Source organism: Bartonella capreoli (assembly GCF_902813205.1).
Taxonomy (GTDB): domain Bacteria; phylum Pseudomonadota; class Alphaproteobacteria; order Rhizobiales; family Rhizobiaceae; genus Bartonella; species Bartonella schoenbuchensis.
In genome coordinates this window covers 386,375-401,659 of the sequence record NZ_CADDZX010000001.1, presented here as the reverse complement: position 1 = coordinate 401,659, position 15,285 = coordinate 386,375, and the positions used below count along the sequence as shown (strand labels likewise).

The 15,285-nt window shown below is 41.3% G+C and carries 13 protein-coding genes; 3 read left to right on the top strand and 10 right to left on the bottom strand.

The window, feature by feature from the left end:
• Window positions 1-49 precede the first annotated feature (49 nt).
• From tilS to J7R05_RS01640, 4 genes are all read right to left on the bottom strand, one after another.
• Complete coding sequence (tilS, locus tag J7R05_RS09165; RefSeq protein ID WP_246468188.1) at window positions 50-2,038, bottom strand: tRNA lysidine(34) synthetase TilS; 1,989 nt, start codon at window positions 2,036-2,038, stop codon at window positions 50-52.
• Window positions 2,023-2,895 (bottom strand): tol-pal system YbgF family protein, encoded by an 873-nt coding sequence (locus J7R05_RS01650; protein ID WP_208540911.1) that lies wholly within the window; start codon window positions 2,893-2,895, stop codon window positions 2,023-2,025. Before J7R05_RS01650 ends, tilS begins: the two co-directional genes overlap by 16 nt.
• Before the next feature lie 802 nt (window positions 2,896-3,697).
• On the bottom strand, window positions 3,698-4,219 hold the full coding sequence (gene pal, locus J7R05_RS01645) for a peptidoglycan-associated lipoprotein Pal (RefSeq protein ID WP_208540910.1): 522 nt from the start codon (window positions 4,217-4,219) through the stop codon (window positions 3,698-3,700).
• Between the two features lie 690 nt (window positions 4,220-4,909).
• On the bottom strand, window positions 4,910-5,626 hold the full coding sequence (locus tag J7R05_RS01640; protein WP_208540909.1) for a DUF1013 domain-containing protein: 717 nt from the start codon (window positions 5,624-5,626) through the stop codon (window positions 4,910-4,912).
• A 437-nt stretch (window positions 5,627-6,063) separates the two neighbouring features.
• On the opposite strand from J7R05_RS01640, the gene J7R05_RS01635 reads away from it, so the two are divergent.
• Complete coding sequence (locus J7R05_RS01635; protein ID WP_010704326.1) at window positions 6,064-6,810, top strand: YebC/PmpR family DNA-binding transcriptional regulator; 747 nt, start codon at window positions 6,064-6,066, stop codon at window positions 6,808-6,810.
• 982 nt (window positions 6,811-7,792) lie between these two features.
• Here the strand turns inward: J7R05_RS01635 and rpmE are convergent.
• Window positions 7,793-8,014: a 50S ribosomal protein L31 gene (rpmE, locus tag J7R05_RS01630; protein ID WP_007476551.1), complete on the bottom strand. Its 222-nt coding sequence runs from the start codon at window positions 8,012-8,014 to the stop codon at window positions 7,793-7,795.
• A gap of 214 nt (window positions 8,015-8,228) precedes the next feature.
• On the opposite strand from rpmE, the gene J7R05_RS01625 reads away from it, so the two are divergent.
• The gene (locus J7R05_RS01625; RefSeq protein ID WP_425490149.1) at window positions 8,229-10,040 is read left to right on the top strand and encodes an ABC transporter transmembrane domain-containing protein; all 1,812 of its coding nucleotides are present in this window, start codon (window positions 8,229-8,231) and stop codon (window positions 10,038-10,040) included.
• A gap of 117 nt (window positions 10,041-10,157) precedes the next feature.
• Here the strand turns inward: J7R05_RS01625 and J7R05_RS01620 are convergent, their stop codons facing one another.
• From J7R05_RS01620 to J7R05_RS01600, 5 genes are all read right to left on the bottom strand, one after another.
• Window positions 10,158-10,295, bottom strand: a complete 138-nt coding sequence (locus J7R05_RS01620) for a hypothetical protein (RefSeq protein WP_208540907.1) — start codon at window positions 10,293-10,295, stop codon at window positions 10,158-10,160.
• A 107-nt stretch (window positions 10,296-10,402) separates the two neighbouring features.
• Window positions 10,403-11,194 (bottom strand): inositol monophosphatase family protein, encoded by a 792-nt coding sequence (locus tag J7R05_RS01615; protein ID WP_208540906.1) that lies wholly within the window; start codon window positions 11,192-11,194, stop codon window positions 10,403-10,405.
• A gap of 3 nt (window positions 11,195-11,197) precedes the next feature.
• On the bottom strand, window positions 11,198-11,770 hold the full coding sequence (efp, locus tag J7R05_RS01610; RefSeq protein WP_078690184.1) for an elongation factor P: 573 nt from the start codon (window positions 11,768-11,770) through the stop codon (window positions 11,198-11,200).
• Between the two features lie 384 nt (window positions 11,771-12,154).
• Window positions 12,155-13,237 carry a tetratricopeptide repeat protein gene (locus J7R05_RS01605; protein WP_208540905.1) on the bottom strand — a complete coding sequence of 361 codons (1,083 nt, stop codon included), beginning with the start codon at window positions 13,235-13,237 and terminating at the stop codon, window positions 12,155-12,157.
• A gap of 37 nt (window positions 13,238-13,274) precedes the next feature.
• On the bottom strand, window positions 13,275-13,940 hold the full coding sequence (locus J7R05_RS01600) for a thiamine phosphate synthase (RefSeq protein ID WP_208540904.1): 666 nt from the start codon (window positions 13,938-13,940) through the stop codon (window positions 13,275-13,277).
• A 99-nt stretch (window positions 13,941-14,039) separates the two neighbouring features.
• Here J7R05_RS01600 and J7R05_RS01595 point away from each other — a divergent pair, with 99 nt between their 5' ends.
• On the top strand, window positions 14,040-15,200 hold the full coding sequence (locus J7R05_RS01595) for an OpgC family protein (RefSeq protein WP_246468187.1): 1,161 nt from the start codon (window positions 14,040-14,042) through the stop codon (window positions 15,198-15,200).
• Window positions 15,201-15,285: the final 85 nt, after the last annotated feature.

The following is a 15,285-nucleotide window of genomic DNA, read 5'->3' as shown; positions in this document are numbered from 1 at the left end:
TTTATCATTTTTTAAAACGATTTTTCTGCATCTTTTTCACATAATGTTTTCATGTAATGTTAAAAAAAGGTTCTACAACATTAATAAGAGCGGCATCTTCGTGCAACGATAGCCAATTAAAGGGTGCAAGAATGCGCTGCACAGTCACTTTATGGCAACAAGAAAGGTGAGAAAGCTCTGGAATATCAATACCTTTAGCCCCTAAAACCAATGGAAGAGATTGCAACGAAGGAAAATGAGGTCGTTTACGATCAACCATAGCTTCAAAATCAACCATATCCCCAATCACCTCACCCTCCCCAATTATATGAGTATTGGAAAAATATTTTCCATACCTAAAAAACTGTTTTAAATGAACAAGATCAGCTGCACGCACTTTAAGGGCATCTCTCTCATGATTGGTGATCTGATAGCGCCCATCCCATAAAAAGGTTTGCCCAGGAAGGATGATTGCCTCTTGAATATTTCGAGCTTCACGCCAAAAAGCAATCCCCTTTTGACTATATTCGACAAGAGACCCAGCCAAAGTAAAGCGCTTTTTTTCTAAAGAATGGAGACACAATTTTTGATTAAGAGCACTCAATTTTTGAGATGCAAGCAAATAAGGGCTACCCCCCATCAACACAGCAAATAACCCCACAACAAATGGAAAACCAGGATGACGGCATAAAAAAGGCTCAGGCCTTTTAATAAAACATCGCCCATACTTAACAACAATATCCAAGGCTAGAATCAAATCAGCAATCATCTGCGCGTATTGACGCCGTTTTAATGCAGCTTCATTGACCTTTTGAGCAACCTCGGAAAAGTCTTTAAAATGAATAGAATGGCGCACACGTACGCGTTCAAAACGCAAATCATCATTCGTGGGATCATCAATCCACTCTATTCCTCGCAAACGCAAATAAGCGCGCAAAGTATCGCGTTTAATGCCAAGTAATGGGCGAATCAAACGCACTTTTCGGCGCAACAATGCCTCACGCGCAATACAAGACAAACCACGTTCAATCAATTCACCATTGTCTTTCAAGACACTAGCATCTTTTAATGGGCCTGTCACACCCATTTCCTCCCATGTATTATTATAATCACCCCGCCCCCCCTGTTGTGAAACACCCACAGCCTCAACACCACACTGCGCACCAGCAGCCTCATTACCCTGTTCTACACCAACAAAACCCTCACCCTTTGATCTTAAAGCAAAAACCTCATCACCCCGCCCCCCCTGTTGTGAAACACCCGCAGCCTCAACACCACACCGCACACCAGCAGCCTCATCACCCTGCTCTACACCAACAAAACCCTCACCCTCTGATCTTAAAGCAAAAACCTCATCACCCCGCCCCCCCTGTTGTGAAACACCCGCAGCCTCAACACCACACCGCACACCAGCAGCCTCATCACCCTGCTCTACACCAACACCCCCCCCACCCTCTGATCCTAAAACAAAAACCTCATCACCCCATCCCCCCTGTTGTGAAATACCCGCAGCCTCAACACCACACCGCGCACCAGCAGCCTCATTACCCTGTTCTACACCAACACCGCCCTCACCTTTTGATCTTAAAGCAAAAACTTCATCACCCCACCCCCCCTGTTGTGAAACAGCTTTATCCTTCAAGACACGTTGGCAGCGCATGTAATAGGTTTCAACCTGATCATTGAGAGTGTGCCCTGTCATAATGAGCGTTGCACCCTGTTTTTCAGCTTCTTGGAACAATAAATCATACCGTGCAACACGTGCTTTTTGAGAAATATCTGTCTTTGGCTTCGTGCCTTCCCACCGCACAATGACATGCTTAATCTGATAAGCGCGACAAATCTCTGCCACCTTCTGAGCCTCACACGCTGATTCCTCACGCAATTGATGATCAACCGTAACAACAATAATCTCAGGGGGAGAAAGCAGTGTCTTAAAATAATCTTTAAGCAAAAACAACAAAGCCAGCGAATCACCCCCCCCAGAAGCTGCCACAATCAACTTCTGACAATGGGTAAAATCTGATTTCTTAAAAATTTCTGCTAATTGAATGAGCACTGAGAACGACTCTGTTCTTGTTTAAGACGTTTACAAAAAACGCATTCTAACGTTTGGTAGTGTTTTGGAATGTCAGCAAAAACATCACAAGCCGCTTTATTTTGACCAAGAGCAGACACACTCATCGCTAATTTTAGCAAAATTTCAGAACCATATAAGGTATTTTTATACGTATACCATACATACAAATAAACCTGCGCGGCTTCATGATAGCGTTCTTGCCCAAGCAAAGATTCTGCTAACCAAAAAACAGCATCACCAACTAAAGGGTCTTGTTTATAACGCTTTTGAAAAGCACAAAAAGCTTTTTCAGCTTCAGCATAATTGCCAGAAAGAATAAAATGATAGCCCTCTCTATACAGTTTCTTAGGCAATAAGCGTTGATCTTCATCCCCGTCTACCTGTTTGGCAGCACCATCCTTTTCATGCTCTTGCTCCCCACGCTGTAAATACTCACCATGCGCTGTTTTTACACCATTTTTACGCTCATCATCCATACCATCAACAGCACTACTCTTACCCCCTTTTCCACTGTGCTTGTTTTTCCTCCCTTGCTCTTTACTGTAACTGTACTTGCCAGCTGAAACCGCTTTCTCTTGACTTTCATCCCGGCTCCCACCTTGCCCCTTAATCACTTGAGCTGTCCCTTTTAAAGCTGTCTCCTTTAAATAAGGGTTATTCGAAGGGCAATAATAACGAAAAGAACCTTCTTGATTAAAAAGATCAAGCAAGTGTTGCCGAAACAAACGCTCTTCCCTCTCTCCTCGTTTATCGCGCTCTAGCACCCCCTGTATCGCACGCAAAAGAAGATCCAAATCTTTGTCTTTAAGAAGAGTATCCTGACGATCCGCAGCCACCTTTTGCGCCGCATCTACACTGTAAACAAAAAGTGGGTCCATGCTCGGGGGAAGAGATGGACCCACGCTTTGGGCAACCAATGTGCCCAAACTCTGGTCAGAAGATGGACCCCTGCTCGGGGGGAGAGGCGGGTCCATACTATGGGCGGACGATGTACCCAGACTCTGACCAGAAGACGGGTCCATACTCGGGGGAAGAGTTGGACCCACGTTTTGGGCAACCAATGTGCCCAAACCCTGGTCAGAAGATGGACCCCTGCTCGGGGGGAGAGGCGGGTCCATACTGTGGGCGGACGATATGCCCAGACTCTGACCAGAAGACGGGTCCATACTCGGGGGAAGAGATGGACCCATGCCTTGGGCACTCAATGTGCCCAAACTGAGATCAGAAAATGGACCCATACTCGAAGGGGGGAGAGATGGACCCACACTTTGGGCACCCAATGTACCCAAACTCTGACCAAAAGCCGAATCCATACTCTGGGGGAGAGATAGATCCATGCTGTGGGCAACCAATGCGCCCAAACTGTGACCATAATATGAATTTAAACCGTGATCAGAAAATTGAATAGCATTTTGAGGTGTACTTTGAACAGGCCAAAAGAAACAAACCACCAAAATTAATGTAAAAACGCAAGCATGCCAGAATGATAATTGATACAAAAAACCAGCTTTCCAGCTCTTTTTGCGCCCAGCATGCAAAATTTTTTTCCCCTAAATAATTGTTAATGATCTCAATAGACCACTGATTTCACTTCTTTGACCACCATTGACCTACGGTTTTAATCCACCGCTTATAGATTTAATAACCCCCATTTCCGGAATTGATTGTCAAAACAACACGCCGATTTTGATTCCAACATGAAATATCATCACATACAGCAACAGGCCTTTCTTTTCCATAAGAAATTGTTTTCATCCGTTGTGAAGAAACTCCAAGAGAAACGAGATAATCGCGAACAGCAACAGCACGGCGCTGCCCAAGGGCTAAGTTATATTCACGTGTCCCACGGTCATCAGCATGCCCTTCAACAGTAACAAAATAATGAGGATAACGCAACAACCACTCGGCTTGACGCTTCAAAACGTGCTCAGCATCAGGCTCAATAGAAGAAGAATTAAGACTAAAGAAAACACGGTCTCCCACATTCACCATAAAATCTTGTGTTGAACCACTTACAACACTACTAAAATTTGCATCCCCCATAGAAGAATGCATGCCACCAGTCTCATCGAAATTTTTTTTGGCACAACCAACAACACTCAACAAGAAAAAAAAGACCACAACCAGTGGACAACGAAGCATGTTCTGGATAAACCCCATATGCTGATTCTCCTTAATAAAAAGCACCAAAGTTAAGGAATTTTAATACATTATCCCCTAAAAAATTTTTTATCACAAAAAAGTAAATATTTGACTTAAAACAGCACTCCTAAAAACAACACTCCCAGCAACACTCTCTTTGTCATTTACCTATCTTTTTCTTTTTCACATTTTCTCCCTTTTTGATATTCTCTCCCTTTTTGCAGCCCTTTTCAAGTCTTTTCAAACTGCTTTTTACTCTTTTCGCGCAACCTTTAGTGCTTTAACAAGCTCTTAAAGCCCAAGGCCCTTTCAAGCTATAAATATTCTACACGCTCACTTTAGCAATCTAAATGGCTTCTTAAAAATATATTGAGCTTGGCAAAAATATTACAAGCTTTTACCTATAATTGATTACCCCTTGATTCCCCCAACATTGGCAATTAATTTCAACCTCACCAACATCTAAAATCGCCCTTTAAAATCACCCTCGTTTAAGATACGCCATCATTTGAAATATGGCTATTGCTTGAAATGCACGATCATTTGATAACCGTCTCACTTACAATTCACAATCACTTGAGACTCGCCGATTACTTGAGATGCTAATTCTTCTTCTTAAAATTTTCTTCTTAAACAAGAGAGATGCGAAATCTTAAAGCCCCTTTGCACAAAAAATAAACCACTACCACTTTATAATGCTAAATAATGCTAATGTTCGTTATCTGAATGATCTTTTTTAAGCGCATTTAGTTTAGCAAAAACCTTATCAGCATCAAAATTGTTGTCCACCATTGGTTCATCCTCAACATTGACAGCCGATTGAGACTCTCCACCAAGAACAAAATTTTCTGTCACTGATGCAGGAAGCAAAGTTTCACTTTCTTGTTGTGTAAGCACAGGGCGATTTTTTGCAGCCCGTTGGAGTTCAATATCCAAATCAATTTGCAAGCACAAACCAAGTCCCACAGGGTCAAGAGGAACTAAATTAGCACTGTTCCAATGTGTCCGATTGCGAATTTGCTCAATGGTTGTTTTTGTTGTTCCAATCAATCGTGAAATCTGTGCATCTTTTAACTCAGGGTGATTAAGCACTAACCATAAGATTCCATTGGGGCGATCTTGGCGTCGAGACAAAGGGATGTAGTGAGCGCGTTTGCGTTTTGGCGTTGGAATACGCACCCTTGATTCGCAAACCTTTAAACGTGCTTTTGGATCAGCTTCCACACGAGCAATTTCACTGCGTGTCAATTGCCCAGAACTAATGGGATCAAGACCTCTAACCCCATGAGCAGATTCACCATCAGCAATGGCTTTTACTTCCAAAACATGCAACTGACAAAATTCTGCAATCTGATCAAAAGAAAGTGCCGTGTTATCAACCAACCACACAGCTGTCGCTTTGGGCATCAAAAGTTTTGTTGCCATCTTTATACTATCCTTTTGTTTGCCTTTTTTAAGACTAAAGGCAAGTTACTGCCCACTTTAGGAACTCTGGGCGTTTATCTTTGAAATGTACAATGGCTTATCACGCCTTCCAATGAAGAACCATAGAGTAAACCATTTTTCCACGAAATCTCCTCCTTTTTCATGAAACTGCCTTTATAGCGTGATTTTTCTACCACGACAAGACATCTGTCTTTGGATGATCATAACAAGAGTGTATTTACCTTTGTCGTGAATCTTTTTATAAAGTCTTTTTCAATCTGCACACCCTATGCTGCAACACATATATTATTTGCTAGACAACATATATTATTTTGCTAAACAATATATTTTGCCAGACAATCTATAAACATATATCTTGCCACACAAGGTTATTTTGCCAGATAAGGTATGTGATCGTCCAAACTGAAAGGGAAGCCATGGCAGGCCACTCACAATTTAAAAATATTATGCACCGTAAAGGGCGTCAAGATGCGATACGCTCAAAAATGTTCTCTAAACTTGCGCGTGAAATTACAGTTGCAGCCAAACAAGGTGCTCCTGATCCAGCAATGAATCCGCGTTTAAGACTAGCTATCCAAAACGCTAAATCGCAATCCATGCCAAAGGATAACATTGAACGCGCCATAAAAAAAGCCTCAGGTGGTGATGTCGAAAATTATGATGAAGTGCGCTACGAAGGCTATGGCCCAGGCGGTGTTGCAATTATTGTTGAAGCTTTAACCGATAACCGTAACCGCACCGCTTCTAATGTGCGTGCTGCCTTTACAAAATCTGGCGGGGCTTTAGGGGAAACAGGATCTGTCAGTTTCATGTTCAACCGAATCGGTGAAATTATCTATAATCTTGAAGCCGGCACACCAGACACTATCATGGAAGCAGCCATTGAAGCTGGCGCTGAAGATGTCCAAACAGAAGAAACTGGTCACCACATTTTATGTGCCTTTGAAAATATTGGTGAGGTTTCAAAAATGTTGGAAGCAACACTTGGTGAAGCACAGTCTATTAAAACCGTTTGGAAAGCAACCACCCTTGCACCCGTGGATGAAGAAAAAGCTCTGTCTATCCTACGCCTCCTCACCACATTGGAAGACGATGATGACGTGCAAAATGTTTATGCCAATTTCGATGTCAGTGATGAAATTTTAGCCAAGCTATCTCCATAAAACTGGCTCTAAATCATCACCTGCTCTACTACCCACGAAGTTTGATTGAATGCATCAAAGAGTATCTCTTTGAAAGCAGCAAAGGGGTTTTTTTATTTTTTTAGTTTTTGTAATTTACACGCTTGAGCATTTTTAATTGAGAATTTTCAATGCATGATATTGAGCATTCAGTATATAAAAGTCTCTCATCACACGCATATTCACCACATGCATAAAATTTTAACTGCTCATTCCTCCTCAAACCTTCAACTCATCCCCACGCGATTTTCAATTCTCGCAAATCGCCTCAAGCCTCACACCCCCGTGTTCTCGAAATCTGGTTTCACCTTTAAAATCGGCTGAACACTCCCTTAAGATCTCAAAACCTTACACTCCTTCAAATATCCACCCGTCCCACGCGATTTTCAATTCTCGCAAATCGCCTCAAAGCCTCACACCCCCGTGTTCTTGAAATCTGGTTTTACCTTAAAAATCGGCTGACCACCCCCTTAAGATCTCAAAACCTTACACCCCTTCAAATATCCACTCGTCCCACGCGATTTCAATTCTCGCAAATCGCCTCAAGCTTCACACCCCCGTGTTTTTGAAATCTGGTTTCACCTTAAAAATCGCTGAACACCCCCTTAAGATCTCAAAACCTTACACCCCTTAAATCATCACGCTCCCCACGCGATTTCAACTCTCGCAAATCGCTTCAAACCTCATACACCCGTATTCTTGAAATCTGGTTTCACCTTTAAAATCGGCTGAACACCCACTTAAGATCTCAAAACCTTACACCCCTTAAATCATCACGTTCCCCACGTGATTTCAACTCTCGCAAATCGTCTCAAGCTTCACACCCCCGTGTTCTTAAAAACAGATTTCACCTCTTGAAATCTTGGATGCCCCCTCTCACATCACACGTCAAATCCCCGTGCTCAAATGCGCTCAATCTTCACATTGCAAACTTCACAAATACTGTTTTTAGAAGTTGAATATTTTAAACGCCGAGATTACCAAAGCGATTTTTGAATTTAGAAACACGACCACCACGATCGACCAATGTCTGAGAACCACCAGTCCACGCTGGGTGGGTTGTAGGATCAATATCTAGAGAAAGGGTATCTCCCTCTTTTCCCCATGTCGAGCGAGTCTCATATTTAGTTCCATCAGTCATAGCAACATAAATCATATGATAATCGGGATGAATATTCGCTTTCATACGGCATACTTTCGTTTTTACATAACGAAAAAGCGCTATTTTGCTTTTTTAAGTGCGCTCGCTTCGTCTTTTTGATACATTAATTGAATTGAGATTCTTATAGCTGAGCGTACATAAAAAAACAAGTGTGCAAAGCCTATCAATCCATAAAGTCTTATAAGGAATAAAAAAGTCTTATAAGGCACAAAATAAAAAGATAAGGAATAAGATGAACATGCACACCACCACAAAGTCATCAAATCATTCTGACAAATTTGCAAAGCCTTCTAAAAAAAGAGTTTCTTTTGCTTTGCTTGCAACTTTTGCTCCTTATATTAAACGCCATCACTGGCTTGTTCTTTATTCCTTTGTCGCTTTATTTATTGCCGCTTCTGTCACATTGGCCTTGCCTCTTGCCATTCGTCAAATGCTTGATCATGGTTTTTCCGTTTCAAGTCACGGTAATATTAATTTTTATTTTGGCATTTTATTTGTATTAGCCTTACTTTTAGCACTTGCTTCAGCATGCCGTTACTATTGTGTCATCACATTGGGCGAGCGCATTGTTGCTGATTTACGCCGTGATCTTTTTGTCCACATCACACAACTTTCACCTGATTTTTTTGATCATTCTCGCTCTGGTGAAATTATGTCTAGGCTTTCCACAGACACAACACAAATTAAAACAGCTGTTGGGTCAACAACCTCGACAGCTCTGCGTCATCTCATTGTGGTAATTGGCGCAATTGTGATGATGGTCATCACCAATCTTAAGCTATCTCTTCTTGTTGTTCTTGCCATCCCCCTTGTTGCCATTCCATTGATTATTTTAGGGCGTAAAGTCCGCCAACGCACACGTACTGCGCAAGATTGTTTAGCAGATGCAAATGCTCTTGCCTCTGAACAGATAAACGCTATTCGAACTGTACAAGCCTTTACATCTGAGAACTTTATTTCTTCTCGCTTCACATCTCTTATTGAACGCGCTTTTCAAACAGCGCAATTGTCTGTGGTTTTGCGCTCTTTTTTCACCGGTTGTGCAATTTTCCTAGTTTTTGGAAGCATTGTTGCCGTCTTATGGATCGGCTCACGTGATGTTTTAAATGGCACCATGTCTGGCGGTACACTTGGTCAATTTGTTCTTTATGCAATTTTCGGCGCCATGACCTTTGCACAATTATCCGAACTTGGTGCAGAATTAGTACAAGCAGCAGGTGCAACAGAACGAATTGCCGAATTATTGCAAGAAAAACCAACCATCACAACACCAGATTCCCCCTTGCCTTTAGCTCACCCCGTTCAAGGAGCTATTGTTTTTAATCAGATTGATTTCGACTACCCCTCAAGACCCCAAGAACAGGTTTTGCAAAATTTATCCTTTTCCATCAAAGCCGGTGAAACTGTTGCTTTTGTAGGTTCCTCAGGGGCAGGAAAAAGCACTCTTTTTTCTCTCATCTTGCGTTTTTACGACCCCCTAAAGGGGCAAATCCAATTTGATGGCGTTGATCTTAACCGTCTTTCTCTTTATGATTTACGCTCATCAATTGCTTATGTCCCGCAAGAGGTTGTTATTTTTGAAGGCACACTGCGCGACAACATCATCTTTGGTACAAAAAATGCTGATGAAGCACAAGTCATCGCCGCAGCCAAAGCAGCAAACGCACTTGAATTTATCGAATCTCTCCCAGAAGGCTTTAACAGCCAAGTTGGAGAACGTGGAATTATGCTCTCTGGTGGGCAAAAACAACGCATCGGCATCGCACGAGCGATTTTAAGAAATGCCCCGCTATTGCTCCTTGATGAAGCCACATCAGCCTTAGATGCACATAACGAAAGACTCGTGCAAGAAGCCTTAGAAGGGCTCATGCACAACCGAACAACATTGGTAATAGCACACCGTTTGGCAACAGTTTTAAAAGCAGACCGCATCCTCGTGCTCGATAAAGGAACCATCATTGAAGAAGGAACCCATACCCAATTGATTGAGCAAAATGGGGTTTATGCACATTGGGCTCAACTGCAATTTTCACCAGACCAAAAATCATAAAAGATTTTTAAAATATCCAGAAGTCTTTAAACACACCAAAATATAGCACTCAAATAATCTCTAAACATTTAGAGTGCTATCAACTATATCCCCCACAGGCTCCATCAAACCATACCCTCATGAGCTCCAACCAACGCTGAAAACTAAACACCCCCTACCCTCAATCTCGCAAAAACAGCAGACAGCCTCTCCCTCCTCACAAGCTCCAACAACCATACCCCCCACAAGCTCTAACCAACGCTGAAAACTAGGCACCCCCCCTACCCTCTAATCTCACAAAAAAGTGGATAAGCTCTTCCCCTCTCATCTTATGAATTCACACGCTTGGCGCATATCTCAATTGCCAGTTATAATCTGGCCTTTCACACACCTTTTTTAAGGGTTTGACTTAATTGAGCATGAATAAACTCATTACCAGCGATAATGTTTTTTATGCCAAACATAGCGTTCCCACCATCTTTATCACTAACAAAACCACCCGCTTCACGAACGATGATGATTCCAGCAGCCATATCCCAAATTTGCAGGTTATCTTCCCAGAATCCATCTGTTCTTCCTGCAGCCACATATGCTAAATCAAGAGAAGCCGCACCAAAACGACGAACACCAGAAACTTCACTCATAATATTGTGCAACTCAACAAGATAGTGCCCATGATTGCGCCCTCCAAAATGGGGCATTCCTGTTGCAATCACACATTCCCCCAATTTACGCCGTGCCGCCACACGGCAGCGCCGATCGTTTAAAAAAGCTCCACACCCGCGTTCAGCTGTAAAAAGCTCATCTAAAATAGGGTTATAAATCACGCCAGCAACAATCTGCCCTTGACGTTCCAAAGCAATAGAAACAGCAAAAAAAGGAATACCATGTAAGAAATTTGTTGTACCATCTAAAGGATCAACAATAAAACGATGTTGAGAATCCTCCCCAATAATTTCTTCTGATTCTTCCATTAGAAAACTAAATTTAGGCCGCGCCTTTATCAATTCAGAAAAAATAATCTTTTCAGCTTTGCGATCTGCCTGGCTCACATAATCAGCCGGCCCCTTTAAAGACACTTGTAAGTTTTGAACCTCACCATAATCACGCACCAAAGAGCGGCCAGCCTTAAGGGCAGCTTGAACCATGATATTCATGATCGCAGAACGTGCCATATTTTATCCCTTTTCATTTGTGCGACGCACATAAATTAATTCATTGGTGTCAACAACAACACGTTCCCCAACCTGAATGAAAGGTGGCACGAGAATACGAATACCATTTTCTAAAATCGCAGGCTTATAAGATGAGGTAACAGTTTGCCCTTTAATTGCAGGTTCAGTCTCAGCAATTGTCACAACAACCTGATCAGGCAGCGATATGCCAATTGGTTTTTCTTGATAAAGCTCAACCGTGACAACCATTCCATCTTGTAAAAAAGCAGCGCGATCACCGACAAAATCTTTGTGCAATTCAAGCTGTTCATAAGAACTTGAATCCATAAAAACCAACATCTCACCTTGCTCATAAAGGAATGTGAAATCCTTTTGTTCAAGCCGCACTCTCTCAACAGTCTCAGCAGCACGAAACCGTTCATTGAGTTTTGTTCCATCAATCAGATTTTTCATCTCAACCTGGTTAAAGGCACCACCTTTTCCTGGCTTGACAGCATTGCATTTAACAGCAACCCACAAACCTCCTTGATGCTCGATAACATTTCCAGGGCGAATTTCATTACCATTAATTTTCATCGTGTATATTCCATTTGATCCCTTTAAAGACCCATTAATTTTTCCAGGTCTTATCTGGCTTTTTCAAGCCATTGCATCTTTTAAAGCTTCATTAAGCTTCATTTTATTCTTTCAAACCATTATTATTTTCTCAAACCATTATGGTTTTTAAAGCCTCATTTGGTTTTTTCAAATAAGAATCGTTGTGTACCCTAGCTTTTCAGCTTTTTGCAAGACTATAAAGCACCTTGGCAAAAAACCTTAAATAATTTTGCAAAAAAACCACCCTTATATAAACAATCACCCTATAGGATTTGCAAAAAACACTTTTATGAAAATTACTCAAAAACAATTTGGTGAAAATAATCTCCTAAAACCATCAATTAATCTTCACCCAAAATGCGCTTAAAGAACAGGTATGAATGCGATCGCTTTTTGTTCTGCTTCCTTCAATTGAGCCTCATCCATTCCCTGGAGCATCACTTCAAGATCAGAAGCTTGCACTTTCGCCTTCTTTGCCACCATATACCACGCAGCAGCAGTAACAATATCACCCTCTACCCCTATTGCATCGCGATAAAGTCTTGCCAGATTAACTTGTGCCACCGCAACCATTTTAACGGCATTGTCAAACAGCAAATAAAAAGCCCGTTTAAAATCGGTTTCCCCACCACGGCCTTCAATCAACCATTGTGCCAACAGCATTTGAGCCATAAGGTGCTTATTTTGGGCTGCAACCTCAATCAATCTTCGTGCGTTATAATCATCTTTTGGTTTTGTTAAAGTCCCCTCAGACAAAATCTTTGCAGCAGCAAAAGCAGCCTCAGGGTCACCAAGAGCAGCACCCTTTAAAAACAACTTCAAAGCCTGTTCTTTTGTTTCATCTTTTTTGTTTTGTAAAGTCACACCTTCAAGATCGTTTTTTTCATCGAAAACTTTATGAAGAAGCATTTGCCCATAATAAAAATAGGCTTCCCTCACACCAGCATGCAGTGCTTTTTGAACAAATTCTATGCCACGCTCTTTGTCTTTTGTGACAAAGGTCCCACTAAACAACATAAGACCATAGCGCAGTTGTGCTTGTGGGTCCCCGTGTTTTGCAGCGCTTCCAAACCATAAAGCAGCACGCTGACCATCAAGGGGAACGGCATATCCTTCCATATACATTTGACCAATCAAAGTTTGCGCAGCTGGATCATTGTATTCAGCACGTTTGAGTGCTTCATGAAAAGCTTTTAAATAATAGCCTTGAACATAATAATCATAGGCTTCATCATATTGGCCTGCTTTTAATATTTGAGCAGAACTCTCATGATCTTGGGCTTTTACAGTGTTTTCAGGCACCTTTAAAGTGGATTCATCTGGTGATTCTTCTATCTCACTAGATTCAACTTCAACATCTTGTGCTTCTTCTCCCACAGGGTCCGCAACAGCAGAAAAAGACAAAAAAGCTGTCAAAATCAACACACACGCAAACACTTTACTCATAAGATGCCCTCTACCCGCTCATTATGGATATCTTTATCTATGATAAAAGATGATTTTTGCATTTTTCTTTAACCCTATCAAGTACAATAAAGGGGTGATCATGAGCAAAAATCATCTCTTCAATGGCAATAAATTCACATCCCGTCTCTAAGGCTTCATCAATAGTTGCAAGATCACTGCCTGCTTGAATAATAGCAGGTACTTCCATAATCTCAGCCCACCATTTTGCTAATGCAATATTTCGAGGATGGGAGGATGGCTTTTTATCAGCACCTAATTTCCCAAAAAACACATAATCAACCCCAGCCTCAGCAACACTCATAGCACAATGACGTGTTCGTAAATTCCCAAAACCAACTATTTTTTGATTTTTTTTCTGATTCTCCAACACGTCAAAAGCATCAAGACCACCCTCCAAATGCATCCCATCAGCTTTAATTCTGCCAGCAACACGGCTATCTTCAGCAATAATAAGGGCAGCACCATTGTGTTGAATATCATCAGCATACATCTTGGCACTATTTTGTAAAAAAGTACCATCGTCCTGATCAACAAATGAATCATATAAAATAATGCACGCAAAGGACTTCGTTTGAAAGAGCTGGCGTAAAAATGCAGGCTCAATAACACGCCGAACATCCAATGTTAGAGCCAACTGAGGAAAAGAACAATGTTCAATTGGTTTATTTTTCTGATGGACCATACAGCCTCCCTTAAAGATTAAATTAAATAAAGATTTATTTTATCATCACGCTTTGTTAAAGGCAGATTTACCCCTTTGATCACAAAGAAAGATCTTTTGATGGCACATCATAGCACTTCCCCTCATGATACACTTCCTTCAAATTATGAAAAGCATAGCCCCCCTTTATCTTACCGTGATACCCGTATTGATGTATTGCGTTCTTTAGCTCTGTTAACGATTTTCATCAATCATATTCCCGGAACATTTTATGAGCATCTCACACACAAAAACTTCGGTTTTTCTGATTCGGCAGAAATATTTGTTTTGCTTTCAGGCGTTGCTCTTGGATTAAGCTTTCATACTCACGCCCTCAAAAGCTGTTTTATTTCACATGTGCACAAACTTTGGAAGAGAGCTTTTGTGCTCTATAAAGCACATCTTTTTACCACCTTTACCACATTAGCCCTCTTTTTGGGAGCCTCTATTCTTTGGCACTCAGAACGACTTTTATCTATGAATAATGTGGGTATATTCCTCACACAACCTTTTATCACATTTTTAAGCATTTTAAGCCTTGGCCATCAACTAGGCTATAATAATATTCTTTCTCTTTATATTGTGTGTATGTTGTTTGCCCCTTTTGCCCTTTATCTGACTGGCAAACATAAAGGGCCTCTTCTTTTCATATCATTGATGATATACTTTATATGTGGCCTTTATAGCATTGCACCACCTTCTTATCCACTCCAAGGGCAGTGGTTTTTAAATCCTTTATCGTGGCAGTTTCTTTTCATTATCGGGTTAATAAGTGCTGTATATCTCAAACAAGGAGGGAAAATCATCTTTCGTCCTTTAATTGTAATTGTCTCAGCAAGTTATCTCGTGTTTGCACTGTTATGGGTGCGCTTAGAATGGTGGGGAAGTTTTGGTTCATCTGACTGGTCTTCACCCCTTATAAATTTTAACAAAACATTCTTAAGCCTTCCCCGTTTGGTGCACATTCTAGCCTTAGCGTCTTTGATCCTTTGCCTTCCCTGTTTGCATGAACGATTTCACGTCTCCCCAAAGCACCCCTTAGCGATTTTAGGCAAACAGAGCTTACCAGTTTTTATCACCGGCACCATCTTTGCAATGTGTGGGCAAATTTTTAAAACACTAACGACAAGCACATTTTTTTCCGACACTCTCTTGATAATAAGCGGTATCGCAATACAATTTACTGTAGCATACTATTATGAAAGTCAAAAAACACATCGTCCTGTACCTTCCAAAAGATAAAACAAATTTATAAATATTTATAAATATTGTCCATCTTGCTCATTAACCTTAGCATAAGAAGTGTATTGCGTAATTGTCTTTAAAA

What these genes read in the sequence shown, in the direction of transcription:
- J7R05_RS01635 (WP_010704326.1), top strand. Translation starts at nt 6,064, where the DNA reads ATGGCAGGCCACTCACAATTTAAAAATATTATGCACCGTAAAGGGCGT.
- J7R05_RS01605 (WP_208540905.1), bottom strand. Translation starts at nt 13,237, where the DNA reads ATGAGTAAAGTGTTTGCGTGTGTGTTGATTTTGACAGCTTTTTTGTCT.
- J7R05_RS01600 (WP_208540904.1), bottom strand. Translation starts at nt 13,940, where the DNA reads ATGGTCCATCAGAAAAATAAACCAATTGAACATTGTTCTTTTCCTCAG.
- rpmE (WP_007476551.1), bottom strand. Translation starts at nt 8,014, where the DNA reads ATGAAAGCGAATATTCATCCCGATTATCATATGATTTATGTTGCTATG.
- J7R05_RS01615 (WP_208540906.1), bottom strand. Translation starts at nt 11,194, where the DNA reads ATGGCACGTTCTGCGATCATGAATATCATGGTTCAAGCTGCCCTTAAG.
- J7R05_RS01625 (WP_425490149.1), top strand. Translation starts at nt 8,229, where the DNA reads ATGCACACCACCACAAAGTCATCAAATCATTCTGACAAATTTGCAAAG.
- pal (WP_208540910.1), bottom strand. Translation starts at nt 4,219, where the DNA reads ATGGGGTTTATCCAGAACATGCTTCGTTGTCCACTGGTTGTGGTCTTT.
- J7R05_RS01595 (WP_246468187.1), top strand. Translation starts at nt 14,040, where the DNA reads ATGGCACATCATAGCACTTCCCCTCATGATACACTTCCTTCAAATTAT.
- efp (WP_078690184.1), bottom strand. Translation starts at nt 11,770, where the DNA reads ATGAAAATTAATGGTAATGAAATTCGCCCTGGAAATGTTATCGAGCAT.
- J7R05_RS01640 (WP_208540909.1), bottom strand. Translation starts at nt 5,626, where the DNA reads ATGGCAACAAAACTTTTGATGCCCAAAGCGACAGCTGTGTGGTTGGTT.